22 protein-coding genes are annotated in these 24,073 nt (G+C 72.4%); 15 read left to right on the top strand and 7 right to left on the bottom strand.

The window, feature by feature from the left end; translation table 11 throughout:
* Positions 1-12 precede the first annotated feature (12 nt).
* Genes FLV34_RS30600 through FLV34_RS30590 form a run of 3 tightly spaced genes read left to right on the top strand, consistent with a single transcriptional unit; the run spans position 13 to position 3,354 of the window.
* Positions 13-1,485 (top strand): WXG100 family type VII secretion target, encoded by a 1,473-nt coding sequence (locus tag FLV34_RS30600; protein WP_142646492.1) that lies wholly within the window; start codon positions 13-15, stop codon positions 1,483-1,485.
* Between the two features lie 16 nt (positions 1,486-1,501).
* The gene (locus tag FLV34_RS30595) at positions 1,502-1,927 is read left to right on the top strand and encodes a hypothetical protein (RefSeq protein WP_142646494.1); all 426 of its coding nucleotides are present in this window, start codon (positions 1,502-1,504) and stop codon (positions 1,925-1,927) included.
* A 26-nt stretch (positions 1,928-1,953) separates the two neighbouring features.
* The gene (locus FLV34_RS30590; RefSeq protein WP_147944750.1) at positions 1,954-3,354 is read left to right on the top strand and encodes a hypothetical protein; all 1,401 of its coding nucleotides are present in this window, start codon (positions 1,954-1,956) and stop codon (positions 3,352-3,354) included.
* 181 nt (positions 3,355-3,535) lie between these two features.
* On the opposite strand, the gene FLV34_RS30585 is transcribed toward FLV34_RS30590, so the two are convergent.
* Both FLV34_RS30585 and FLV34_RS30580 read right to left on the bottom strand, forming a co-directional pair.
* Positions 3,536-3,976 carry a YbaB/EbfC family nucleoid-associated protein gene (locus FLV34_RS30585; RefSeq protein ID WP_142646498.1) on the bottom strand — a complete coding sequence of 147 codons (441 nt, stop codon included), beginning with the start codon at positions 3,974-3,976 and terminating at the stop codon, positions 3,536-3,538.
* A gap of 212 nt (positions 3,977-4,188) precedes the next feature.
* Positions 4,189-4,611 carry a hypothetical protein gene (locus tag FLV34_RS30580; protein WP_147944749.1) on the bottom strand — a complete coding sequence of 141 codons (423 nt, stop codon included), beginning with the start codon at positions 4,609-4,611 and terminating at the stop codon, positions 4,189-4,191.
* On the opposite strand from FLV34_RS30580, the gene FLV34_RS30575 reads away from it, so the two are divergent.
* The 6 genes from FLV34_RS30575 (at position 4,610) to FLV34_RS30550 (ending at position 8,456) form a co-directional block, all read left to right on the top strand.
* Positions 4,610-4,927 (top strand): hypothetical protein, encoded by a 318-nt coding sequence (locus FLV34_RS30575; protein ID WP_147944748.1) that lies wholly within the window; start codon positions 4,610-4,612, stop codon positions 4,925-4,927. The two genes, FLV34_RS30580 and FLV34_RS30575, sit on opposite strands and share 2 nt — an antisense overlap.
* A 183-nt stretch (positions 4,928-5,110) precedes the next feature.
* Positions 5,111-5,992, top strand: a complete 882-nt coding sequence (locus FLV34_RS30570) for a hypothetical protein (protein WP_142646504.1) — start codon at positions 5,111-5,113, stop codon at positions 5,990-5,992.
* Entirely contained in the window at positions 5,989-6,378 is a 390-nt protein-coding gene (locus FLV34_RS30565) for a YbaB/EbfC family nucleoid-associated protein (protein WP_147944747.1), read from the top strand. Before FLV34_RS30570 ends, FLV34_RS30565 begins: the two co-directional genes overlap by 4 nt.
* Positions 6,379-6,389: 11 nt before the next feature.
* Positions 6,390-6,767: a YbaB/EbfC family nucleoid-associated protein gene (locus FLV34_RS30560; RefSeq protein WP_261985968.1), complete on the top strand. Its 378-nt coding sequence runs from the start codon at positions 6,390-6,392 to the stop codon at positions 6,765-6,767.
* Between the two features lie 281 nt (positions 6,768-7,048).
* Complete coding sequence (locus FLV34_RS30555; protein ID WP_147944745.1) at positions 7,049-7,690, top strand: PadR family transcriptional regulator; 642 nt, start codon at positions 7,049-7,051, stop codon at positions 7,688-7,690.
* Positions 7,677-8,456 (top strand): SGNH/GDSL hydrolase family protein, encoded by a 780-nt coding sequence (locus tag FLV34_RS30550; protein ID WP_147944744.1) that lies wholly within the window; start codon positions 7,677-7,679, stop codon positions 8,454-8,456. The genes FLV34_RS30555 and FLV34_RS30550 overlap by 14 nt, the downstream gene beginning before the upstream one ends.
* A gap of 70 nt (positions 8,457-8,526) precedes the next feature.
* Here FLV34_RS30550 and eccD read toward each other — a convergent pair whose 3' ends face one another.
* The gene (gene eccD, locus FLV34_RS30545) at positions 8,527-10,020 is read right to left on the bottom strand and encodes a type VII secretion integral membrane protein EccD (protein WP_260617167.1); all 1,494 of its coding nucleotides are present in this window, start codon (positions 10,018-10,020) and stop codon (positions 8,527-8,529) included.
* Between the two features lie 73 nt (positions 10,021-10,093).
* On the opposite strand from eccD, the gene eccCa reads away from it, so the two are divergent.
* Genes eccCa through FLV34_RS30530 form a run of 3 tightly spaced genes read left to right on the top strand, consistent with a single transcriptional unit; the run spans position 10,094 to position 15,515 of the window.
* A complete protein-coding gene (gene eccCa, locus FLV34_RS30540; RefSeq protein ID WP_142646514.1) occupies positions 10,094-14,074 on the top strand; it encodes a type VII secretion protein EccCa in 3,981 nt (1,326 codons plus the stop codon).
* Positions 14,075-14,094: 20 nt separating this feature from the next.
* A complete protein-coding gene (locus tag FLV34_RS30535; RefSeq protein ID WP_142646515.1) occupies positions 14,095-14,400 on the top strand; it encodes a hypothetical protein in 306 nt (101 codons plus the stop codon).
* Positions 14,397-15,515 (top strand): WXG100 family type VII secretion target, encoded by a 1,119-nt coding sequence (locus tag FLV34_RS30530; protein ID WP_147944743.1) that lies wholly within the window; start codon positions 14,397-14,399, stop codon positions 15,513-15,515. Before FLV34_RS30535 ends, FLV34_RS30530 begins: the two co-directional genes overlap by 4 nt.
* 56 nt (positions 15,516-15,571) lie before the next feature.
* On the opposite strand, the gene FLV34_RS30525 is transcribed toward FLV34_RS30530, so the two are convergent.
* A complete protein-coding gene (locus FLV34_RS30525) occupies positions 15,572-16,432 on the bottom strand; it encodes an SDR family NAD(P)-dependent oxidoreductase (RefSeq protein WP_147944742.1) in 861 nt (286 codons plus the stop codon).
* Positions 16,433-16,637: 205 nt separating this feature from the next.
* On the opposite strand from FLV34_RS30525, the gene FLV34_RS30520 reads away from it, so the two are divergent.
* Positions 16,638-17,543 carry a helix-turn-helix transcriptional regulator gene (locus FLV34_RS30520; RefSeq protein ID WP_147944741.1) on the top strand — a complete coding sequence of 302 codons (906 nt, stop codon included), beginning with the start codon at positions 16,638-16,640 and terminating at the stop codon, positions 17,541-17,543.
* Between the two features lie 2 nt (positions 17,544-17,545).
* Here the strand turns inward: FLV34_RS30520 and FLV34_RS30515 are convergent, their stop codons facing one another.
* A complete protein-coding gene (locus tag FLV34_RS30515) occupies positions 17,546-19,003 on the bottom strand; it encodes an MFS transporter (protein ID WP_222709681.1) in 1,458 nt (485 codons plus the stop codon).
* Between the two features lie 309 nt (positions 19,004-19,312).
* Here FLV34_RS30515 and FLV34_RS30510 point away from each other — a divergent pair, with 309 nt between their 5' ends.
* On the top strand, positions 19,313-19,792 hold the full coding sequence (locus FLV34_RS30510; protein WP_147944739.1) for a helix-turn-helix domain-containing protein: 480 nt from the start codon (positions 19,313-19,315) through the stop codon (positions 19,790-19,792).
* Between the two features lie 376 nt (positions 19,793-20,168).
* On the opposite strand, the gene FLV34_RS30505 is transcribed toward FLV34_RS30510, so the two are convergent.
* Together FLV34_RS30505 and mycP are read right to left on the bottom strand one after the other, a co-directional pair.
* Complete coding sequence (locus FLV34_RS30505) at positions 20,169-22,478, bottom strand: serine/threonine-protein kinase (RefSeq protein WP_187280781.1); 2,310 nt, start codon at positions 22,476-22,478, stop codon at positions 20,169-20,171.
* A 117-nt stretch (positions 22,479-22,595) separates the two neighbouring features.
* On the bottom strand, positions 22,596-23,750 hold the full coding sequence (mycP, locus tag FLV34_RS30500; RefSeq protein ID WP_142646528.1) for a type VII secretion-associated serine protease mycosin: 1,155 nt from the start codon (positions 23,748-23,750) through the stop codon (positions 22,596-22,598).
* A gap of 211 nt (positions 23,751-23,961) precedes the next feature.
* Between mycP and FLV34_RS30495 the strand changes: the two genes are divergently transcribed.
* Positions 23,962-24,073 (top strand): biotin carboxylase N-terminal domain-containing protein (locus tag FLV34_RS30495; protein ID WP_147944737.1); only part of this gene is annotated, 112 nt, incomplete at its 3' end.

Raw genomic sequence — 24,073 nt, 5'->3', positions numbered from 1 at the left:
TAAGGAGGCGTCTTGGCCGAGAGAAAGATGCCGATCAGGGCGGCGATCGACGCGTCCGACCCGGGCGTCGTCATGCTCGACACCCTGCGCGACGCGCTCGGGAAGACCGACCCCGAGCTGATCAGGGCGGCCTCGGGCGAGTTCAAGGGTGTGCACGACAAGCTGAAGACCGTGGTCGACACCCTCGACAAGCACCTGGACGCCCTCGACAAGCACTGGACCACGGGCGACGACGCCAAGCAGGTGAAGGAGCAGCTCCACCGGCTCAGGACCTCCACGCTCGCCGTGATGAACGCGATCGTGGAGACCTCCCTGCCCGACGGCCGCTCCGGACCGCCCTCCACACCGCGCGGCGTGGTCCCCGCGCTGGACGTGTACGCCAGCTCGCTCAACCAGTTCCGGGGGGAGAACGTCCCGAAGCCCACCAAGAGCGACATCGACTGGTATGACGCCGCCCTGGAGGCCGGGGCGGTCGGCGCCGCGGGCGGCGCCATCGCCGGCTCCCCCTTCGCGGGTGTCGGAGCCATCCCCGGAGCCGTCATCGGCGGCGTCGGCGGGTTCATCGTCGGCGGCATCGGCGGCGCCATCGGCTCGATCTTCGGCGACGGCCCCTTCCTCAACATCTTCGGGGAGTCGAAGGAAGAGAAGGACATGAAGGCGGCCGAGGAGCACCTCAAGAAGCTCACCCAGGCGACGAAGGCCGCCAACGACATGTTCCCCGCCTCACTCGACACCGACGTGCCGAAGTTCGACATGACGCCTCCCCCGTTCAACCCCGTCACCGGGCCCGGCGGGAGCCTCCCGAACGGGAACGTCCGCACGAACGTGAACGGCCTGGGCGATCTCGGGTCGCTCGGCGACCTCGGAAACGACCCTTCCGGCGACGGGCTCGGCTTCGACACCGGCTACCCGCCGTACGGGCTCGGGGGCGGGCCCGGATCGGCGGCGGGCGGCGACGGGCGGTTCGGGAACGGGCTCGACGGCGGACCGAACGGGACGGGCCTCGACGGGCTCGACGGCTCGGGCCTGAACGGCGCCGGACTGAACGGCGGCTTGAACGGGAGCGGGCTGGACGGGAGCGGTCTCAACGGCGCGGGCGGCAACGGCGCCGGCAACGGACAGTACGGCGCGGGTCCGGGCACCAGCCTGGCCGGCCACACGCCGGGGCTCGACGCGTTCGGCGCATCGGGCGGCTCCGGCGGTGGCGCGGGCGCGGGGTACGGCACGGGCTTCGGCGGCAGCGGCTACGGCGGAGCCGGAGCGGGCGGCGGCGCAGGTGCCGGAGCCGGGACCGGCGGCGTGACCGGCGTGAACGCGGCGGGTCTGCGATCCTCCGCCGGAGGCTCGATGCTCCCGATCGCGCCGCACGGCACGGGCAACGGCGAGGAGCGCGAGGAACGCGAGCGGACCACCTGGTTGCTGGAGGACGAGGACTTCTTCATGAGCGACCAGCCGACCACCTCCCCCCGCATCGACAGGGCATGATCGAGAAAGGTGTGACGTGTCCCTTGACTCCGGCGGCGGTTCGCCGCCACCGAAGCTGCGCCTACCCGCGGACTGGCCGGGTCTCGACGGGAGCCCGGACGGCGCGGCGGGCGGGCCGTACATCGAGCACACCCGGGTCCTCCAGGTCCTCAAGGGGCTGCGGGAGGAGCTCGGGACACTGCGCGGTCGCGCTCCGGCGAGCATGAGCGCCACCTGGAGCGGCCCGGGCACCGCGGGCGAGGTCCAGGGCCTGACCAACGTCGGCCCGGCCGAGGCCGGTCCGTGGGACACGGCCCGATATTTCGGACTGAACGCCGAGCAGGCCCACGAGGTGCTCAGCGGCAAGTACCAACTGCTGATCGACCGGGTCGAGGCGCTGGTCACGGCCGTCGAGCAGGCGGTCGCCAACTACCAAAAGGGCCACGAGAGCAGCAGCGCGTGAGCCAGAGGGCAGGGAGATAGACCTCGATGGGATCCGACTCCGGCTGGGAGCTGATCAAGATCTACGAGACCCTCTACGGTCTCGACCAGGGCAATCTGACCCGGGAACAGATCAAGCAGAAGCTCGACGCCGCCAAGCCGGACGACATGGGCAGGGCCGGCCAGGCGTTCCTCGACGCCGCCGACCTCATGGGCGGGACGATCGGCGGGAACGGCCCGTCCGAGAGCGGCATCCAGGCCGCGCTCAGCAGGACGGCCAAGGAGCTCGCCCAGGTGTGGCGCGGCCCGGCCGCGGTCCAGGTGCAGTCGGCGCTCCGCGCGCTGTACGCCACGGCGGGCGCGCTGGGTGACGCCATGGCGTCCAGCGGAGCCGCCATGTCCTGGTACGCGACCGTGGTGAAGAACGCGCAGGCCAACTTCCCCGCCGCCACGGACACCAGCAACGAGGGCGCCGGGGGCGGCACCACGGGCAGCCCGCCCACCGACGCGGACGAGGCCGCGCGCAGACACTTCCGCAAGCTCAACGAGGACATCCAGCAGGCGAACAACGCCTTCGCCGAGGGGCTGGCCTTCGAGCTGCCCGCCATCGAGCCGACGAGCATCGACCTCACCCGGTCGCCGCGCATCCACGTGGGCGGGACGGGGGCGCCCGTCACGACCACCGACACGTGGCACGGCGGCTCCACCGGTGACGGCACGTCCGGTTATGGCACGTCCGGCTCGGGGGGCTCGGGTTCCGGGTCGAGCGGTTCGGGCTCCGGCGGGGGCGGCGGCACGGGCGGCCCCGGCTCCGACGGCAGCGGCTCGGGCGGCGGCGGCACGGACGGGTCGGGCGACTCCGGCTCGTCGGACCCCGGGCAGAACGGCCCTGGCCAGGACGGCACCGGACAGGATGGCACGGGCCAGGACGGCACCGGACAAAACGGCACAGGACAAAACGGCACCGGGCAGAACGGTTCCGGGCAGAACGCGGGGCAGCCGGGTGGTTCCGGCGACGGGTCGGGCACCGCTCCGCCCGTGATCGGCGGCTCCGACAGGACCGACCTGGCCAACGCCCATCCCCTGCCCACCGGCACGAACCCCGCGGGCACCATCCCCAACGGGCTCACCGGCTATCCGGACACGCACCTTCCCGTCACGACGACCGGCCCCACCGGCACGCTCCCGCCCGGCGGGGTGATCGGCACGTACGGCGGGCAGCGCGGCGGCTTCGGGACCGGCTTCGGCGTCGGCGGCGTGCAGGCGGGCGAGTCCGTCCTCGGCGCCCTGCGGCCGGGCCAGGCCGGCGGGGGTTCCTCCTTCATGCCCTACGGCCCGGCAGGCGCGGCCGGATCGGAGGGCCGGGAGGAGCGCCAGCGGGAGATCTACGACCCCGAGCCGGACGTCTGGCGCGTGACCGGCACCACCAGCCCCGACCGCATCGGCTGACCCCGCCGCGACCACATCAGCCGCATCGGGCTTCGCGGCGCTCGCCACCACGACGAGCGCCACGGTGCCGGTGGTCGCAGCGGGCGCGGGGCCGGGCCGCACAGACAGCATGGCGCCGGTGGTCGCGGCGCGCGTGGTCATGCCCGGCCCAGGGCCCGCCCGCTGTGGAGCGGGCGGCGGGTTACAGGCCCAGGCTGCGGCTGATGCGGTCGAGCTCGCCCAGCACGTCCTTCGCTGTCCGGTCGAAGGCGGACTCCGCCTCTCTGACCTGGGCGAGCACGGCCTCCGGGTCGTCCAGGAACTTCGACTGGTCGCCCTCCGGCCCGAGCGCGTCGGCCATGGCCCGGTTCATCTGCCGATACAGGTCGTCGGACGCGGCCCGCATCGTCTCCTTGATCCGCTCGGCCAGCTCCCCCGAGCTCAGCCGCATGGCCTTGGGATGCAGCTCCAGCTCGCTCAGCCCTCGGGCGGAGACCTCCACGCTGACCAGGCCGTCCTCGTCGCGGGCCCGGCCGACCAGCGAGGACAGGGTGGTCTGGAGCCGTTCGACGGCCGTGATCCTGGCGTCCACTCGCTGCTGGAAACGCTCCACGTCGAAGTCGTCGAACCCGCCGTCGGCCATCTGAGCCCCTTTTCCCCGCGATATTCGGAACATCGGCAAGTTAACGCATTCAAACCGAGGCGTACGGGTTTTATCGGCTCACCCGTTACGCATCAGTGAACATCCGCCGAATTTCCGCTTTCTACCTGCGGAAACGTATCCCCGACGCATGGCAGGGACCCGAAACCCGGTGATAGGCAAGATCACGTGTCCTATGGTGCACCCTCGTCAAGTCAGCCACCGGTCCCCGCCACGGCGTCGCCCACCGCTTCCCCGGCTCCGCCCACCTCGGCCACACCGCCGACGACCCCACCGGCGTCCACGGCACCGCCCTCGCCGGGGCCGTCCGCTACACCGTCCACCACGCCGCCCGCCACACCGTCCACCGCATCATCGGCAGCACCGCCGACCGGCGCGCCCACGGCGGCGGCGACACCGACGTCCCCCGCTTCCCCGGCTCCGTCCGTGCCGTCGATGGTCAGCCCGTGCCCGCACACGCCGCCCTGCCCGCCGCCGGGCCCCTGCCTGCCCGACTCGCTGCGCGTACGGCAGCCGGGGACACCGCCGGGGACGCAGCCGGGGACGCAGCAGGCCCCACAGCGGGCCCCGCGGTCGCCGGCGGCCCCGGCCGCACCCTCTGGCGGCTCAGGCGCCATGCCCGGCTACGAGGTGGCCGCGAGCTTCATCAGGAAGTTCGCCGGCACGGTGAGCGGCTCCGCCGACGGTGTCCGGCGGCTGGGGGACGCGACGCCCCGCTTCCAGGGCTGGAGCCTCGCCCCGCTCGCCGGGATCCCCATCGTCGGGCTCACCGTCGTCCACCGGTTCAACACGATCTCCGACACCTGGTCGGGCGCCGCGGCCATCCTCGGCGACGCCCTGCACACGGACGGCGAGACGCTGGTCAGGGCGGCCGACAATTACGTCGCGGCGGAGAAGGCGAGCAAGGCCACGATCCAGCAGCCGCGCCCCTGAAAGCAGTGCTCACGCCGGCCCAGCGGGCGCGACATCCCATCAGCGATCGACTCTCCCGGCCGACCGGCAGGGGCACGGTCTTTCAGCAGGGCTCAACGTCCAGGAATCACAAGTGCTCACCTGCCGGCGGCTGCCACCAGGAGTCTGCCGCACGGCTCACTCCAAGAACCGATTAGGACCCGCATGTCGACTCCGCCCAGCGAGCCGGGCACGCTGTTCGTTCCCGGCCGGCCCACTTCGGGCCCCAAGGAGCTCTACATCACCGATTCGAGTGGCAACGTCCAGCGGACCGTCTCCGTGGCACCGGCCGGCTCCGCCGACACGGCCGCCGCCTCCGCCGCCACCCGCACCGACCCCGGCTTCTTCAAGAGCCTGGTCAAGGGGTTGAACCCGCTGCGGCAGCAGACGCGTGCGGCCTCGGCCATGTCCGGTCTGGGAGTCGCGGCACTCGCCCTGGACGTGGCCGCCACGCTGAACCTCGGCAACCCCTTCCTCTTCTACGACAGGCGGGAGACCTGGAAGGAGATGGGAGGCCGGCTGGAGAGCGGCAGGTCGGACATCTGGTTCTCCTACTTCCAGGACGTCAGCCCCAACTGGAAGGGCCAGGCGGCGGACCTGCTCGGGCGGCGGGTGCGCTTCAACACCACGGTCCTGTACGAGAAGCTCCACGGGATCACCGGTGAGATGAGCGGTGCGATGCACAGCCAGTTCAAGGAGGTCCTTGAGTACGACCTGTCGGTGTTCGGCCTCTACGCGACCTCGGCGCCGGTCCTCCGTTCGCTGGCGGCGATGAGCGCGCACCCGGTCGGCCGGGTCGCGCTGATCTCGCAGGCCGGTGCGTTCGTCAGCGCGCTGGGCAACCTCGTCAAGCAGTTCGCCGACATCTACATGGCGTACGAGAGCGACCTCAACAAGATGGAGCAGAAGCTCAACGACGTGCGGGCCGCCTTCTACCACCAGGGCGACCCGGCGCGGGGCCGCCGTGACCTCACGCTCACCCCCGCCGTGGCGGAGCGGGCGAACATCCACGACTACTGGCAGCCGGCGAACAGGGACCTGCGATGAGGAACACGGCCGCGTTCAACGAGGGCAGGGAGGGCGACGTCGCCGGCCTGGTGCGGGAGGTGCAGGGCCGCGTCGGCGCGCTCGCCGACCTGCTCCACACCCTGAGCGAGGAGGTGATCGAGGGCACCGACGCCACGGGCGCCGTGACGGCCCGGGTCACCGGCGCGGGTCACCTGCTCGGGCTGAGCATCGACCCGCGGGCGATGCGCGACCTCGACCACGTCGCGATGTCAGCCGCGATCCAGGGCGCGATCGGCGCCGCGCGCGGCGCGACCGGCGAGCGGCTGACCAAGGCCATGGAGGAGTTCACGGCGGACTTCGGCGACGCGCCCCCGTCCGGCGACCCGCTCGTGCCCTACGTCCAGGCCCTGCTTCGCGAGGAGTGACGGTGAACGAGATGCGTGAGCTCCGGGCGCGCATTGAGCGGCTGACGGCCGCGGCCGCCCTGATGGACGAGCTCGCCGCCGAGTGGAGCACGCGGAAGCACATCGGCAGGGCCGACGAGGGCAGGATCACCGCGACCGTCGATGCCGTGGGCACGCTGCTCGCCCTCGACATCCACCCGCTCAGCATGCGCAGGCTCGACGGCCGCGGACTCGCCGAAGCCGTCCTCAAGGCCGTACGGCGGGCCGAGGCGGCGGCGGAGGCGGCCAAGGAGGAGCTGATGCGCGGCGGGCTGGAGGCGGCGGGCCTGCCCCATGTGGCCGATCTCCTCGGCGACGCCCGCCGCGCCTTCGACGAACGGGCGTCACCTCACGGCACCCACCGGCCCTAACCCAAGACACCCCACGTGCCTCCGGAGAACGGGAGCCACCCCACGGCACCCACCGGCCCTAGCCCAAGACACCCCACGTGCCTCCGGAGAACGGGAGCCACCCCACGGCACCCACCGGCCCTAACCCAAGACACCCGCCGCGTCTTCGACGAGCGGGTGTCACTCCGCTTCCAGCCGAAGTCGCCGCCGCTCGAACCCTCTCCCCAGGGCCTCGTCAATCTCCTGATAGTCAGATCTTTGAATAGTCATATCCTTGACTAACGGAGAGAAGGGAGCGGTTCATGGCCTTGCGGCACGCCGTCCTCGCGGCATTGCTCGACGGGGAGCTCAGCGGTTATCAGCTGGCCAAGGCGTTCGATGTCGGCGTGGCGAACTTCTGGCACGCCCTGCCCCAGCAGCTGTACGCCGAGCTGGCCAGGCTGGAGAAGGAGGGGCTGGTCGCGGGGCGGCGGGTGGTCCAGGAGACCCGGCCTGCCAAGCGCCTCTTCCACGTCACCGACGCCGGGCTCGCCGAGCTGGAGCGGTTCGCGGCCGACACGTCGAAGCCGTCGTTCATCCGCGACGATCTGCTCGTCAAGGTGCAGGCGGCCGACCACGTCGACGCCGAAGCGCTGATCCGGCAGGTCGAGGAGCGGGCCGCCATGGCTGAGGCCAAGATCGACCTGTTCCGGCGGATCCTGCGGAAGATGCGCGGCGACCTGGGCGAGGAGGAGTTCCTTCGCGTGGGCCGGCGCATAGGGCCATACCTGACCTGTCTGCGCGGCCTGGCCTTCGAGGAGGGAAACCGCGACTGGTGCCGGCGAACCGCCGCGATCCTCCGGGCCAGGAACGCGGCCGTCGCGGGCGAAGAAACCCCGGCCGTGGCAGGCGAAGGGGCCGCACCGGCTTCTCGCCGTCCGGAGGTGGCCCGTGCCGACCGATGAGCGCCTGCGTTACGTCGCCCTCGGCGACAGCCAGACCGAAGGGCTCGGCGACGGCGATCCCGCCCACCCGCGGGGCTGGGCCGACCGGCTCGCCGAGCGGCTCACGGCCGTCGACCCGGAGGTCACCTATGCCAATCTCGCGGTGCGCGGGCGGCTCGCCGGGGAGGTGCGGGCGGAGCAGCTCGCGCCGGCCCTGGCCCTGCGCCCCCATCTGGTCACCGTCGTCGCGGGCGTCAACGACCTGATCAGGCCGCGCTTCGACGCCGCCGAGGTGGCCGGGCACCTGGAGGCGATGTTCGCCGCTCTCACGACGGCGGGCGCCCGCGTCGCGACCCTCACGTTCCCGGACGTCGGGAAGATCGCACCGATCGCCCGGCCGCTCCGGTCGCGGGTGTTCGACCTCAACGACCGCATCCGGGTGGCGGCGGCGCGGCACGGGGTCGTGGTCGCCGAAACGGCGGACCACGCCGTCTCGACCGACCCCCGGCTCTGGAGCGCCGACCGGCTCCACGCGAGTCCGCTCGGCCACGAGCGCATCGCCGCGGCCGTGGCCCACGCCCTCGGCCTGCCCGGCAGCGACGACGGCTGGACGCTGCCTCTGCATCCCCCGGTCGATCCGGCCGGCTGGCGGGCCGTGGGCGCCGAGGTGCGCTGGGCGGGCACGTTCCTCGGCCCGTGGCTGGTGCGGCGCCTCCTCGGCAGGTCGTCCGGCGACGGCCGGACCGCCAAGCGCCCCGCCCTGCTGCCCGTACGGCCGACGGCGTGACCCACACGCCCCGCGAGACGGCCCCACGACCGAGACGGCCCACGACAGGGACGGCCCACGACAGGGACGGTCAGCCCGACAGGCCGCGCACCCAGGAGTACAGGTCGAGCACGCCCAGCGTGAGCGGCACCAGCGCGACGATGAGCAGCGCGTCGAGGATGTCGGCCGCCCGCCCCCAGAACGGCGAGGGCCTGCCCGCGGGCAGCCAGAGGCCGAGACCGAGCGCGAGCAGGGCCGTCCACAGCACCCCGATCGTCACGGCCACCTCGCCGACGGCGTCGGCGCCGGTGCCCACCGCGAACGCCAGGGTGGCGGCCCCGGCCACCGCCGTGAGGACCATCCACAGCCGCTGGGCGACCCCCGCGAAGACCCGCGCCCGCATGGCCAGCGCCAGCGCCAGCGTCGCCGCCGTGGTGTCGGCGACCCAGCCGCCGTGCCGTACGAGCAGCAGCTCGGCCGCCACGCCGGCGAGCGCGATCGCGATGACCATGCCGGTGGCGTACCGGTGAGCCTGCGCGGTCCGCTGGAGCACCAGCGGGCCGTCGATCCGCTGGTTGTCGCTGCGCAGCTCCTCGGCGCTGGTGGGCAGCGGCGGCAGCGGCACTCTGGCCATCCGGAACGACAGCGTGGGGATGAGGGGGCTCAGCGCCAGCAGGGCCGTGGCGACCACGGCCGCCGCCCCGGCGCCCGGTCCCCCGAAGACCATCACGCACGCGGCGCCCACGGCCCCGGCGACGGACGCCACCGCGACGCCGAGGAAGCCGGCCACGCCGTCGGCGATCAGCACGCCGCCGACCGTCGCCACCAGCGCGGTGTACGCGAGCCCGGCCAGCAGGTTCGGCGCCCCGAGGATCAGCACGGCGCCCGAGGCCCCGGGCGTGAACAGACCGGCGAGGAAGGCGTGCGGCAGCGCCGCGTAACCGACGAGCGCGCCTGCGGTGGGCTGGCCGACGGCCCTCGACACCACGGCCCCGGCGGCGACGAGGAGCACCGCGACTGCTCCGGCCACCCCCGCGGTGAGCCGCGGCGGGGCCGCCGCGAGGGCGAGGACGACGGCGCCGAGCGCGAGCAGCGCGGCGGCCACGCCCATGCCGAGCAGCCGCGTGTGCCGCGGCTCCCACCTGCCGCCGCCCTCCTTGGTGCCGGTGGCGACGACGTCGGCCACGTCGTCGAACACCGCGGGCGGCATGACCGCGTCGCGCGGGCGCAGGTAGAGGACCTCGCCGTCGAGGACGCCCAGCGCCCCCAGACTCTGGCCGAGGTCGAGCGGCGGCCCGCCGAGACGCTGGAGCACCCAGCCGGGGGCCGCGGCGGCCTCGCCGCCGACCTCGCCGACCGCCCGGAGCAGTCCGGGCATGACGTGCGGCAGCGGGATGTCCGACGGCAGCGCGAGGTCCGCCTTCTTGCGCGGGGCGACCACCGTGACGTGGCACAGGGGCGGCAGCGGCACGGTCGCCTGCGGCAACGCGCCCTGCTGGGCCGGGCCGTGCGGGCCCGGGCCGGGCTGAACCATGCCCTGCTGGACCACACCTTGCTGGACGTGGAGGGGGACCGGCGATGACACAGCGGGAATCCTCTCCCGGAGATCTCTCTGACAGCCCGAAAATATCGGCAAACCTGGTAGAAAAGTCAGTCAGATGAGCATTGTCGTGGTCTCGCGTCCCGAGCGCCGCCCGGGCCCCAAGCCGCCCCGTGGCGAGATCCTCCTGGAATCCCCGCCGGAGATTCCCGAGGTCCAGCCGCAGGGCCTGATGTCCATGCTCACGTACGTGCCGATGCTGGCCGGCGGCGCCGCGATGGCGCTGATGTTCACGGCGGGCGGCAACGGCAACCCCCTCATGTACGTGGCCAGCGGACTGTTCGCCGTCTCCATGGTCGGCATGAGCGTCGGCCAGCTCGGCCGCAACTCCGGTGAGCGCAGGAACCGGCTCAACGGGCTGCGCCGCGACTACTTCCGCTATCTGTCGCAGATCCGCAGGAAGGTCCGCAGGGCCGCCGTGCAGCAGCGGGAGGCGCTGGAGTGGAGCGGGCCGCCACCCGACTCGCTGTGGTGGCTCGCGATGGGGCCGCGCCTGTGGGAACGCAGGCCGCGCGACGACGACTTCGCGACCGTACGGCTCGGCACCGGCGTGCAGAAGCTGGCCATCCAGCTCGTCCCGCCGGACACCAAGCCGGTGGAGGACCTCGACGCCCTGTCGGCCGGGGCGCTGCGCCGGTTCGTCCGGGCGCACGCCACGGTCTCGGGGCTGCCCGTCGCGGTCGCCCTGCACTCCTTCGCCCGCATCCACCTCACCGGCGACCCCACCGCGATGCGCGAGCTGGTGCGTGCGATGATCGCGCAGCTCGTCGTCTTCCACTCCCCCGACGACATGCGGATCATGATCTGCGCGAGCAAGGAGTGGATGCCCCACTGGGAGTGGGTGAAGTGGCTGCCGCACGCCCTGCACCCGGAGCAGAACGACGCCGCGGGCCAGGTCAGGCTCATGGCGGAGAACCTCGGCCACCTCGACGCGCTGGTCGGGGAGGAGCTCAGGGAGCGGGCCAGGTTCCGTCCCGGCGCCTCCGCGGATGCCCTGCCGTACCACGTGGTGATCGTGGACGGCGGGCACGTGCCGCACGACAGCCAGCTCGGCTCCGACGCCATCCAGGGCGTGACCGTGATCGACCTGTCCGCGGTGACCGGGCCGGTGCCCGAGGCGATCACGCTCCGGCTGGACGTCCAGCCCGACGGCTTCCACATGGTCAAGATCGACCACACGGGACGGCGGTCGAGCAACCGGCTCGGCGACCCCGACCGGCTCGGTTATCCCCAGGCGGAGGGCCTGGCCCGGCAGCTCGCGCCGCTGCGCGCCTCCGCGGGCGCCCAGGGCGAGGCGCAGGACGTGCTCGGCGTCAACACCTCGCTCACCGACCTGCTCGGCGTGGGCGACCCCGTACGGCTCGATCCCGCGGTGATCTGGCAGCCCCGCGCCGGGCGCAACCGGCTGCGGGTGCCGATCGGCCTGGGCGCCGACGGGCGGATCGTCGAGCTCGACATCAAGGAGTCGGCGCAGGGCGGCATGGGCCCGCACGGCCTGGTCATCGGGGCGACCGGCTCCGGCAAGAGCGAGCTGCTGCGCACGCTCGTCCTCGGCCTGGCCATCACGCACTCCTCCGAGATCCTCAACTTCGTGCTGGTCGACTTCAAGGGCGGCGCGACGTTCCTCGGCCTGGAGTCCCTCTCGCACGTGTCGGCGGTCATCACCAACCTGGAGGACGAGCTGCCGCTCGTCGACCGCATGCACGACGCGCTGCACGGCGAGATGGTGCGTCGCCAGGAGCTGCTGCGGGCCGCGGGCAACTACGCCTCGCTGCGCGACTACGAGCGGGCCAGGGAGCAGGGCGCCGATCTCAAGCCGATGCCGACCCTGTTCGTCGTGATCGACGAGTTCAGCGAGCTGCTGACGGCCAAACCGGAGTTCATCGACCTGTTCGTGATGATCGGACGGCTCGGCCGCTCGCTCGGCGTGCACCTCCTCCTGGCCTCCCAGCGCCTTGAGGAGGGCAGGCTGCGCGGCCTCGACACCCACCTGTCGTACCGGATCGGTCTGCGCACGTTCTCCGCCATGGAGAGCCGGGTCGTGCTCGGCGTCGCCGACGCGTACGAGCTGCCGCCCGCGCCGGGCAACGGCTACCTGAAGTACGACACGACGGGCATGACCCGGTTCAAGGCCGCCTACGTGTCCGGGCCGCACCACGCCGACCCCACGCGGTCCGCGTCCGGCGAGCCGGGCCGTCCGATGCGCGACGTGGTCGAGTACGGCACCGCCTTCGCGCCCGTCGAGGTGACCGAGACGCCCAAGGAGCTGGCACCCGCCGATGAGCAGGCCGGCCCGCGGCACAGCCTGCTCGACGTCGTCGTCGGCCGCCTCACCGGCCACGGCCCCCCAGCGCACCGGATCTGGCTGCCCCCGCTGGCCGAGCCGCCGACGCTGGCCCACCTGCTGCCGCCGCTGTCCGTCACCCCGCAACACGGCCTGACCACCGCGACCTGGGGCGGCCGGGGGATGCTCCACGCGGTCGTCGGCATCGTCGACCGGCCGTTCGAGCAGCGCCGCGACCCCTACTGGCTGGACCTGTCGGGCGGCGCGGGCCACGTCGGCGTCGCGGGCGGCACGCAGAGCGGCAAGAGCACCGTGCTGCGCACGCTGATCACGAGCATGGCCCTGATGCACACGCCGCGCGAGGTGCAGTTCTACTGCCTCGACTTCGGCGGCGGCTCCCTGGCCTCACTGGAGGGGCTGCCCCACGTGGGCGGCGTCGCGAGCCGCCTCGACGCCGACCGCGTGCGCCGTACGGTCGCCGAGATCTCCACGATCCTGGAGCGGCGCGAGGCGGACTTCGCCGAGCACGGCATCGAGTCGATCGCGGCCTACCGGCGGATGCGGGCCGAGTCCGGCCGCGACGGCGACGGCTGGGGCGACGTGTTCCTGGTCGTGGACGGCTGGCTGACGCTCAGGCAGGAGTTCGAGTCGCTCGAACCGGTCATCACCGACATCGCCGCACGTGGCCTCGGCTACGGCATCCACGTGGTGGCGGCCACCAACAAGTGGTCGGAGTTCCGGTCGAGCATCCGCGACCTGTTCGGCACGAGGGTCGAGCTCAAGCTCGGCGACGCGTACGAGTCCGAGGTGAACAGGAAGGCGTCGCTGGCGGTCCCCGAGGGCGTGCCGGGACGCGGCCTCACCAAGGAGGGGCTGCACTTCCTGTCCGCGCTGCCGCGCATCGACGGCGTGCAGAGCTCCGAAGACCTCGCGGCGGGCGTCCGCGGGCTCGTGCACGCGATCAGGGAGGCGTGGCAGGGGCCGCCCGCGCAGCCGATCCGGCTGCTGCCTCCGGTGCTGCCCGCGGCGTCGTTGCCGAGCCCCGAGGAGACCGGCCCGAAGATCCCCATCGGCATCGACGAGGCGACACTCTCGCCCGTGCTGCTCGACTTCGACGCCGACCCGCACTTCGTCGTCCTGGGCGACACCGAGAGCGGCAAGTCGAACCTGCTGCGGCTGATCGCCGAGGGCCTGGTGGCCAGGCGGGAGCCGCACGAGGCGATGATGATCGTCGTCGACTACCGCAGGTCGCTGCTCGACTCGGCCGCGACCGCCCACCGCATCGGCTACGCGGCGTCGAGCACCGCCGCCGCCGAGCTGGTCAACGACGTACGCGGCGCTCTGCTCAAGCGGCTTCCTCCGGCCGACCTCACGCCCGAGCAGCTCCGGACGCGGAGCTGGTGGCAGGGCTCGGACGTCTACATCGTGGTGGACGACTACGACCTGGTCGCCACCTCGTCCAACCCGCTGCTGCCTCTGGTGGACCTGCTGCCGCAGGCGCGGGACATCGGGCTCCACCTGGTGTTGTCGCGCCAGATGGGCGGCGCCGGCCGGGCCATGTACGACCCGGTCATCCAGAAGCTGAAGGACATGGCCAGCCCCGCCGTCATCCTCTCCGGCAACAAGGACGAGGGCTACCTGTTCGGCAACGTCCGGGCGCATCCGCTGCCACCCGGCCGGGGCTACCACGTGGACAGGAGGTTCGGGGCGCGGCTCGCCCAGACCGCGTTCCTGCCTCCTCCGGACGGTGAGTGACGGACGGAAAGGAGCAGCACGTGACCGGTTTCGACATCCACTTCCAGGCGCTCGAAAGCTGCCGTACGGCGGTCCGCAAGGCCTGGGGCCAGTACGAGAGCCTGCACGGCGGCCTGCCCGAGACGCCCGGCGCCCGCGCGGCCGACTTCGGGCACGTGGACGGCGCGGCGGCGCTGGCCGCGGCCGTCGACACGGCCTACTCCGCGCTGACCTCCGAGGCGGCCGACGCGAGGACCAAGCTGAAAGGCGTCGAGCGGGCGCTGGAGACCGTGCAGGACAACGTCCGTACGGCCAACAAGGCCACGTCCACCTCGATGCGGGCATGAGTGGCGTCGCCGACCTGCCGGGGGGTGCGGAGCTGGCCTCCATGTTGCGGAAGGTGAGCGGCGATCCCGGCGCGATCCGCGACATCGCCGGGAAGTGGCGCGGCGCGGCCGGCAACGCGCAGGACTACGCGGGCGGGGTGAGCCGCGCCGTACGCACCGTCGACGCCGCGTGGCAGGGCCGCTCCGCCGACGCCTTCGTCACGTACATGAACAGGTACGGCAAGGCGGCCGACGGCCTCCACGACGCCCTGGTCGCGTGCGCGGGCGCGCTGGAGAAGGTCGCCACCGCCCTGGAGAGCGCCAAGTCGAAGATCGACGGCATCTGTGGTGACGTGGTCGCCGAGGCGGCCACCTACCGCAGCCGGCACCAGGACGCCACCGACGAGGAGCTGGACAGCGGGCTGCGGGCCATCGTCTCCCGGGGCGTCGAGGACGCCCGGCCCCATCTGGAGCAGGTGAACACGGCCGTCGGCGACGCCACCAAGACGCTGGGCGACCGCCTCGGCGGCGACTACCGGGACGGCGCGCTCACCTTCGCCAAGATCCCCGACCCGGGCAAGCAGGAGTTCGTGCCCCGGCACGGGCACACCGTCGACTGGCAGCGCACCCCCGGCTACACGGGCGCCTCCGGTGACCCGCGCCCGACGCTCGCCTCGTACAACCCGACGAACCTGAGCGGCGCGAACGGCACGGGCGGCGGCTTCGGCGGCTACGGCCCCAGCGGCCCGCCGCCGGCCGGCGGCGGGCCCGCGCCCACGGGACAGGTCAAGGACTGGATCGACCAGGCCATCGCGATCCTCAGGGCCCAGGGCTACCCCGCCGACAAGATGAACCGGGACGACATCTGGATGATCATCCGGCACGAGTCGGGCGGCAACCCTCACGCGATCAACAACTGGGACTCGAACGCGGCCGCCGGAACCCCGTCGAAGGGCCTGATGCAGACCATCGACCCGACGTTCGACCGCTGGTCGCTGCCCGGGCACAAGGACATCTGGAACCCGGTGGACAACATCATCGCGGGCGTCCGCTACGCCATCGCGCGCTACGGGTCGGTCTCGGCCGTCCCCGGCGTGGTGGGCATGAAGACCGGCACCGGATATCGCGGATACTGACCCGGCAGCCCATATCTGAACGACGTGCTTTCGCGGCGGCGGGGAAGGGCGGCCGTTCAGGCGGCGGGAAAGTCGGTGGCGGGCGCGGTGAGCGCGGCGGCCTCGACGTTCGCCCGCAGGGCCTCGACCTTGGCCGTGGCGTAGGAGTGGGCGTCGGATCCGAGCAGCAGCCGCAACGGGCCCTTCCCGGTCACGACCCGGTCGATGATCGCACGGGCGCCCTTGACCGGGTCGCCGAGCTGGCCGCCCTGGAGCTTGAGGTGGTCGCGCACCATCTCGCGGATGCCCGGGTAGTGCGCGGTCGTCTCGGCGGGCAGGGCGAGCGAGTCCTCGGTGAGGAACTCGGTGCGGAAGTAGCCGGGCTCCACGATCGTGACCCCGATGCCGAAGTCCGCCACCTCGGCGGCGAGGGCCTCGCTCAGCCCTTCCAGCGCGAACTTCCCGGCGCAGTAGAGAGCCCAGCCCGGCACGGCGGTCAGGCCGAGGATCGAGGACACGTTGACGATGTGGCCCCCGCGCCGCTCGCGGAGGACGGGCAGGGCGGCGCGCAGCACGTTCCACACGCCCACGACCTGGACGTCGAGCATGTCGCGGACCTCGCGGTCGCCGGTCTCCTCCACCGCGGCCAGGAAGCCGTAGCCCGCGTTGTTCACGACGACGTCCAGGCCGCCCAAGCGTTCGGTGGCCTCCTGGACGGCCCACGCGACCTCCGCCTCGTCGCGCAGGTCGACGGTGAGTGCGAGAAGGCGCGAGACGTCGGTCTCGTCGCCGAGCGCGGCGAGCAGCCGCTCGGACGACCGGGTCGTCGCGGCGACGCGGTCACCGCGATCGAGCAGCTGCTTGACCAGTTCGAGGCCCAGGCCCCGGGAGGTGCCGGTCACGAACCATACGGCCGGTCGGCTGGCGGGAAAGCTCATGATCATCCTCTGCGGGTAGAAGGCGGTGCTTGCCGGATTCGGCGGTGGCGCCGGCCCGGAGGTCCCGGAGACCGGCACAGCACCAGCATCGGTCGCCTCGACCCGCTGCGGAGGCCCATATCACGCCCTGTGCGACCGCGCACCGGGCAACCTAGGAGTAATAGGACCAGGCAGGATTCAGACGGCAAGAGAGACACTGGAGGGCATGGCAGAGACCAACCGCGAACTCGCCGATTTCCTGCGACGCGCCCGGAGCCAGGTGGACCCGTCACGGGCCGGCCTGCCCCCCGACGGCCGCGTCCGGCGGGTCCCCGGCCTGCGTCGCGAGGAGGTCGCCTTCCTGGCCGGAGTCTCGGCCGACTACTACGCCCGCCTCGAACAGGGCCGGCGCATCACCCCGTCGCCGTCGGTCGTCGAGGCCATCGGCCGCGCCCTCGGCCTCGACGACGCGGGACGCGTGCATCTGCACGACCTCACCGGCGTGACCACGATGCCCGTACGGCGGCGCACCCGCGGCGTCCAGCGCGTACGCCCCGGGCTCTACCAGCTCCTCGACGCCTTCGACGGCGAGCCCGCCCTCGTACTCGGCCGCCGCACCGACGTGCTCGCCGCCAACCGGATGGCGAAGGCGCTGTTCGCCGACTTCGAACGGATGCCGCCCCGGCAGCGCAACTACGCGCGGTGGATGTTCCTCGACGACGCCGCCCGATCGCTGTTCGTCGACTGGGAGGTCCAGGCGCGGGCCGCGGTCGAGAGCCTGCGGCTCGACGCCGGTCGCGACCCGGACGACCATGCCACCGCCGCCCTCATCGCCGAGCTGCGCGAGCACAGCCGCCAGTTCGCCCACTGGTGGGAGCAGCACCGCGTCCACCAGCGCACCCACGGCTCCAAGCGGCTGCGCCACCCGCTCGTCGGTGAGCTGACCGTCGAGTTCGAGACGCTCTGCCTGCCCGGTGACCCCGACGTGACGCTCTTCCTCTACACCGCGGAAGCCGGCTCGTGCTCGAAACTCGCCCTGGACCTTCTCGCGAGCTGGACCCTCTCCGGCCCGGGCGCCGACGCCGCCTCACCATACGACCTGCGTACCGGCACCGACGACCGTGCCCGCTGATGTCACTTCCGGTGGCCCGCCGACTTCTCGGCGAAGAGGACGAACGTCAGGACGGCGGCGAGCACGAGAGCGCACACCGTGACGATCAACCCGGGCCGCAGAGAATCGGTGAAAGCGCCCGCGACACCGCGTGCGATCGTGGCGCCCATCGCCCCGGCGCCCGCCGGCGCGTGGCCGCCGTGCGCGACCGCGCTCTCGACCTGGGCGGCGACACCGGAGGGCACTCCGGCCCCGGCCAGACGCTCGGGAAGCACCGCCGAGAAGTGCGCGGTCAGGATGGTGCCCAGCACGCTGGCGCCCAGCACGTTTCCGAGCTGGCGGAACATGTTCACGGACGCGCTGGCCATGCCTGCGGCTTCGTGGGGGACGCTGGAGATGGAGGCGGCGGTGCTCGGTGCCAGCACGAAGCCGGCACCGAGACCGAACAGCACCATTCCGGGCCACACCCAGGCGTAGGAGTCGTCCGGCGGCGACGCCATGAGCAGCGCCGTCCCGGCCGCCGCGATGACGAGCCCGGCCGTGAGCATCGATCGGGTGCCGAATCGGCGGATCAGGCGTCCCGCCACCGCGCTGACGGCCACATAGACGGCGAACATCGGCAGCAGGCGCCATCCGGTGTCCAGGGCCGACGCGTGCTGGACGCGCTGGAAATACAGCACCATCAGCAGGGGCACCCCGCCGAATCCGAACATCATCACCAGGGCCACGCCCATGACGGTGCTGAACGACGCCGAACGGAACAGCGTCAGGTTGAGCATCGGGTCCGCGCTGCGAAGTTCCACACGGACAAACAGGACAAGGGTGACGAGGAAGACGAGGAACGCGACCAGGATGCGCGTATCGCCGTACCCGACGTGCCCGCCCTCGATCACGCCGTACGTCAGGGCCAGCAGGGACACGGTGGTCAGCACGAGGCCGGGGATGTCGATACGACGGCCGAGGTGACGGCTGTTCTTCACCAGGATCGGCGTGACGGCCAGGACGATCAGCGACATCGCGGCGTTGACGAGGAACACGCTGTGCCAGGAGAAGTGGTTGAGCAGCGCGCCGGCCACCAGAGGACCTCCGGCCAGGCCGACGCCCGAGCAGCCCGCCCAGATGCTGATCGCCTCGGTGCGCTTGCGGGGGTCCGGGAAGATGTGGCTGACGATGGTCAGGCTGTTGGGCAGGATCATCGCGCCGCCGACGCCCATCACCGCCTCGGCGGCGATCAGCGTCCCGCCGTCGCCCGCGCCGAACGCGACAAGACTGCCCACGCCCATGACGACGGTGCCGATGAGGAAGACGGTGCGCCGGCCGGCGAGGTCGCCGAGAGTGCCGGCGGACAGCGTCAGACCTGCCACCGCCAGGGTGTACGCGCTGCTGACCCATACCAGGGTCGTGGTGGACGTATGCAGTCCCGACTGGATGAAGCCGAGAGACCCGATCGTCGCGGTGATGTTGATGAAGGTCATCATCATCCCGAGGCAGGCCGCGGCCAGCGCGAGCCACGGCCGCCCGGTCCCAATCCCGGTCCCAATCCCAGTCGTGGTCCCAACCGCGGTCCCGGTCGCGGTCGCGGTTCCGGTCGCGGTCGCGGTTCCGGTCGCGGTCGTGGTCCCGGTCGTGGCCGGCGCCGACGGCGGTAGCTCCGTTGCGCCCGTGAGCGCGGTTCCCTCGTGTGACTTCTGGGATGGGTCCTGTGATTCGGACGAATCCCCCCTGAGTTGCGTCATAGAACGCACGCTAATGCTGGTCAGTTCTATGACGCAACTTGTAGTCTTGGGTGTGTGGAACGCAAAAGCTTCGCCGACATGCACTGCTCGGTGGCCCAGTGCCTTGAGGTGGTCGGTGAGTGGTGGACGATGCTGATCGTGCGTGACGCCTTCCTGGGCGTCACCCGGTTCGACGAGTTCCAGCAGCGCCTGGGCATCTCCCGCAACATCCTCAACCAGCGGCTCGGCCACCTGATCGAGCACGGCGTCATGCGGAAGGTCCCCTACAGTGACCGTCCGGCGCGATACGAGTCCCGCCTCACGGACAAGGGCCGGGACCTGTGGGGGGTGGTCACCGCCATGAGGCAGTGGGGGGACCGGCACGCCGCCCCCGACGGGCCGCCGCTCCAGATGGTGCACAAGGGCTGCGGGGAGACGGTCGAGGCGACCATGACCTGCTCCCACTGCGGAGAGTCCCTCGCGGCAGAGAACGTGTGGCCCGTCGCCGGACCCGGGGACTTCGACAACCTGCTGCAGGTCAACGGCTCAGCGTGACGAGCGAGCCGCGCGAGCTCGTCCCCGAGCGCGTCCCGGGCGCAGCGATCCGGGCACGGTGATCCAGGCAGGGCGGCACGGTCCCGAGCCGGCCGGAGGCGCGGCCTGATCCCGGCCTGAGATCGAGCCGGGATCGCCTCCCCAGAGTGGCACCGGCAGAGCCGCGCGGACGGGCCGCACAGACGGGCCGCACAGACGGGCCGCGCAGACGGGCCGCGCAGACGGGCCGCGCAGACGGAAGGCCGGGCGGATGTCCGCCCGGCCTTCGTGTGAACCGGTCAGCCGGCTGTCAGCCGGCACTGTCGGCCGGAAGTGCCAGCCGGGGGTGCCAGCCGGGGGTGCCAGTCGCAGTGCGGCTGTGGTGCCGGTCGCAGCGTCAGCGGCAGTTGTCCCAGTCGCCGCCGGCGCTGGACGCGCCGACGCTGCCGGAATACCTGACGCACTTGCCCTTGGCCTGCAGCTTCACCGGGCCGGCGTAGTACTTGTAGTTACCGCTGTCGGTCTTGGAACCGCCGCCCTGGACTTCCAGCGTCGCGGAGACCGGAGTTTCCTTGCCGACGTCGGCCGTCTTGATCGTGACGACGCAGTTCTCCCCCGTGCCGGGGTTGTACAGCTGATAGACGGTGCCCCCCGCCAGGGCGCTGCTGCGCTGGACGGAGAAGCCCGGACCGCAGGCCTGGGTGGGGCCGAAGGGGTTCCGGACCGGCGCCGCGGTCGTCGGCTCCGGAGTCGGAGTGGTGGGCCTGGGGGCCACCGTCGTGGGCTTCGCCGTCGGAGTGGGCTTGGGCGCCACCGTAGTCGGCTTCACCGTCGGAGTGGGCTTGGGCGCCACCGTGGTCGGGGTCGGGGTCGGGATCGGGGTCGGGGTCGGGGTCGGGGTGCTCGGCTGCGCGGACGCCGTCGGCTCCCCGGTGGGCTTCCGGGCGTGCCTCCGCCCGGGCCTCTCGGTCGGTACCCAGGAGGGAACCCAGCTGGGCCTCTCGACGGGCTTCTCGGTGGGCCCCTCTGTTGGCCCCTCTGTTGGCCCCTCTGTTGGCCCCTCGGTCGGCGCGGTGGGCCGCGGGCTCGGCACCTGCTCCTGCTGCTCCGTGGGCACCGGGCTCGGCGACTGCGTGGGCGGGGGCTCGGGAGTCGGCTGCGTCGGCACCGGGCTCGGCAGCGCGGTGACCGTGGCGGTGGTCGTCACCCGGGCCGTCGGCTGCGTCGTCGACCAGGTCGGCTGCTGCGGCGGCGGGACCACCGGCTGGCTCGGCATCGGCACGAGCGGGCCGGGGGTCGGCGCCGACGTGAGCTCCGGCGTCACCGGAGAGTCCGTCGGCCACTCGCTCGGCAGCACCAGCGGCTGCACCGGCGAGTCGGGGTCGTCGGACGACAGCGCCCACGGCACCGTCACCTGCGGCGCCGCCGTCGGGGCCGATCCGCCGCCCCCGGTCGCGCCTCCCGTTGTGGTGCCGCCGCCTCCCGTGGTCCCTCCGCCGCCCGCGTTTCCACCGTCCGCGAGCGCACGTCCGCCGTTCCCGTGCCCGCCCGCGGAGCCCTCCGCGGCGGCAGGTGACAACTGGACCTGGGAGTAGTGACCGGCGCCCCACAGCCCCACTCCGGAGAGCAGGACCACGGCGCCGACCGCCGCTGCGAGCCCGACCGGGAACGGCCTGCGCTTGGCCGTCTCGACCTGGCCCTGGGTGGTCGGCGGCCCCCACGTCTGCTGCTGGGGCTGCTCCTGCGGCATGGCAGGCGGCTGCCAAGAGGCGGTGGACGCCTGCTGAGGGACGGGCGGCGGGCCCCAGGTCTGCCCAGGCACCGGGGCCTGAGGAACAGGAGCCTGCTGCGGAACCGGCCCCTGCTGGGGAGCAGGCGCCGGCGGAACGGGGACTCCCCCGACCGCCGGCTGCGGGGGCAGCACGACCGTCGCGCCGGGGGCCGGCGCCGGTTGTGCCCCTGCGGCGCCGCCGAGCAGTTGCAGCATCGCGGTGTACGCGGTGGGCCGCTGCCCCGGCTCCTTGGCGAGCGCGGGCAGCACGACCTGGCGCAACCGTTCGTCCAGGCCGCCGAGGTCGGGCTGCGCGTTGAGCACGGCCTGCGGCTCCTGCGGGAACGGCGGACGTCCGGTCGCGGCGAAGACCACCGTGGCGGCCCAGGCGAACATGTCCGCGTACGCGTCGTAGCGCTCGCCCCTGATCTGCTCCGGAGCCCGGTAGGCGAGCTCGCCCACCGGTGGGCCGACCGCGACGTCGGTCAGCTTGACGCCGTCGTCCGCGACGATGACGTTGTGCGGGGTGAGCGAACCATGCGCGAGGTCGGCGAGGTGCACGGCCGTCAGCGCGGTGAGCACGCCCACCGCGACGCGTTCGAGCGCCTCCCCCGAGAGCGGGCCCTCGGCCGCCACGACGGCGGCCAGGCTGCGTCCCTCGACGTGTTCCCTGACGACGTAGGGTCGATCCCCGAATAGGCCCGCCGTGATGGTGCGGGCCACATATGAGCTGGACACACGCGTGGCCACAGTGAGCCGGTCGAGGACGGCCTGCCCCGAACCCGGCTCCGCGGCCAAGAGCTTGATCACCCGCACAGGGGCGTCGTCGCCGGTCTCCTTGCCGACATAGACGTCGCCGCGGGGCCCCTCGTCCAGCCGTCCCTGGATGGCGTACTCGCCTATCTGCTCGGGATCACCCGGCCGTAAAGGGTGCATCTCAGTCCTTTCTGGAAGTGACCTGATAAGGATCATTCAACCAAGAGGACATGGGGCAAAGCATCAGTTTCCGGCAGGCACAAAACATTGAAACGTCAATTACCCAAAGCCGAAGAGTCAACCTTCACGGCCGGGACGCCACCTTCTCCGTCTGCCCATCGGCACGAACACCCGTACGGCCACGATCAGCCCCACCGCGCACAACGCCGCCGCCGCGATCGTCAGCGCCAGGTCGATCGCCTCCTGGTCCACCGGAGCCGGTTTGCTCACCGCGTCCTGCGACAAGGGGGCAGGCGCCGGCGGCGCGATGACGGGAGCGCCGCCGACCTCCATCGGCAGGATCGCGGTGACGGCAAGCATCGGGTTGACCATCCCGGCTCCCGTGCCCGTCCCCAGTCCGCCGTCCGCCGTGGCGGTGATGCGCCCGCGCACCTGCTCCTGGTTCAGCTCCGGATGGCGGGCACGCACCAGCGCCGCCACCCCCGCGACGTACGGCGTGGCGAAGCTCGTGCCTTCGAGCCCGCTCATGTACGACCGCCCTGGCCAGGTGGAGGTGATGTCCTGGCCCGGACCCAGGACGGAGACGGGAGTGACCGTGTTGGAGAAGTCGGCACGCCGGCCGTCCGGGGTGGCCGACCCCACGGCGAGCACATCCGGATACGCGGCGGGATAGGAGGCCTCCGGCGTGCCGTCCTCCGCGGTCGTGTTGCCGGCCGCCGCCACGATCACCGCGTCCTTGCCGACCGCGTACGCGACGGCCTGCCTGAGCTTCGGATCGTCGCGGGCGTCGATCGACACGTTGATCACGTCGGCGCCGAAGTCGGCCGCGTCCACGATGGCCCTGGCCAGCGTGTCCGGGTCGCCGCGCTCCTCGTTCGTCTGCTTGAGCGAGATCAGCCGTACGCCGGGCGCGACACCATGGAAGGGGACGCCCTTCAGATACTGGGCGGCGATGATCCCGGCGACCGCCGTGCCGTGCCCGACGCAGTCACGGTGGCCCGTGCCGGTGTAGTCCACCTCTTTGGCCACCCGGATCTGCGGGTGCGTCAGGTCCACGCCGCTGTCGATGATCGCGACCGTGACGCCCTCGCCCCTGGTGAGCGGCCACACCCGCTTGGGGTCGAGCCTGCGCTGCGCCCACGGCTCGGCCACCTGCATGCTGCCCTTGCGCGGCGCGCACCGAGCCGGCGCGACGCGCGCCTCGGCGGGCGGCGCGGGCGGCGCCACGAGAAGCAGAGCCAGCACGGTCGCCAGAAGGCCGGGTCCCCGCATAAGCGATCAGCCTAACGAACCCGACCGGTGGTGCCACTTCACAATATGCCGCTTCAACCCGGACATACCGGCGATGGGGCAGGGAAGTGCAGGGAGACGAGGCACGGCGGCGATCCCACTCAGTAAGGGGCCGGACGCCGTCCAGAGCCGGCAGGTGCATAAAATCCACCACAGCTCATAACCCAGGGGGCCCGAGGGAAGGATGCACGCGGTGCACAAGGTCCTGATCGCCAATCGCGGTGAGATCGCCGTACGGATCGCCCGGGCCTGCGCAGACGCCGGGCTGTCCAGCGTCGCGGTCTACGCGGACCAGGATCTGGACG

The sequence above is a fragment of the Microbispora sp. CSR-4 genome, assembly GCF_008033685.1.
GTDB lineage: Bacteria > Actinomycetota > Actinomycetes > Streptosporangiales > Streptosporangiaceae > Microbispora.
This window is presented reverse-complemented; position numbering and strand designations above follow the sequence as displayed.

Bases quoted from the DNA above. Each gene is read 5' to 3' on its own strand.
- FLV34_RS30590 (WP_147944750.1), top strand. From the start codon at position 1,954: ATGGGATCCGACTCCGGCTGGGAGCTGATCAAGATCTACGAGACCCTC.
- FLV34_RS30585 (WP_142646498.1), bottom strand. From the start codon at position 3,976: ATGGCCGACGGCGGGTTCGACGACTTCGACGTGGAGCGTTTCCAGCAG.
- FLV34_RS30575 (WP_147944748.1), top strand. From the start codon at position 4,610: ATGCCCGGCTACGAGGTGGCCGCGAGCTTCATCAGGAAGTTCGCCGGC.
- FLV34_RS30580 (WP_147944749.1), bottom strand. From the start codon at position 4,611: ATGGCGCCTGAGCCGCCAGAGGGTGCGGCCGGGGCCGCCGGCGACCGC.
- FLV34_RS30570 (WP_142646504.1), top strand. From the start codon at position 5,111: ATGTCGACTCCGCCCAGCGAGCCGGGCACGCTGTTCGTTCCCGGCCGG.
- FLV34_RS30565 (WP_147944747.1), top strand. From the start codon at position 5,989: ATGAGGAACACGGCCGCGTTCAACGAGGGCAGGGAGGGCGACGTCGCC.
- FLV34_RS30560 (WP_261985968.1), top strand. From the start codon at position 6,390: ATGCGTGAGCTCCGGGCGCGCATTGAGCGGCTGACGGCCGCGGCCGCC.
- FLV34_RS30555 (WP_147944745.1), top strand. From the start codon at position 7,049: ATGGCCTTGCGGCACGCCGTCCTCGCGGCATTGCTCGACGGGGAGCTC.
- eccCa (WP_142646514.1), top strand. From the start codon at position 10,094: ATGAGCATTGTCGTGGTCTCGCGTCCCGAGCGCCGCCCGGGCCCCAAG.
- FLV34_RS30530 (WP_147944743.1), top strand. From the start codon at position 14,397: ATGAGTGGCGTCGCCGACCTGCCGGGGGGTGCGGAGCTGGCCTCCATG.
- FLV34_RS30525 (WP_147944742.1), bottom strand. From the start codon at position 16,432: ATGAGCTTTCCCGCCAGCCGACCGGCCGTATGGTTCGTGACCGGCACC.
- FLV34_RS30520 (WP_147944741.1), top strand. From the start codon at position 16,638: ATGGCAGAGACCAACCGCGAACTCGCCGATTTCCTGCGACGCGCCCGG.
- FLV34_RS30515 (WP_222709681.1), bottom strand. From the start codon at position 19,003: ATGATGATGACCTTCATCAACATCACCGCGACGATCGGGTCTCTCGGC.
- FLV34_RS30505 (WP_187280781.1), bottom strand. From the start codon at position 22,478: ATGCACCCTTTACGGCCGGGTGATCCCGAGCAGATAGGCGAGTACGCC.
- mycP (WP_142646528.1), bottom strand. From the start codon at position 23,750: ATGCGGGGACCCGGCCTTCTGGCGACCGTGCTGGCTCTGCTTCTCGTG.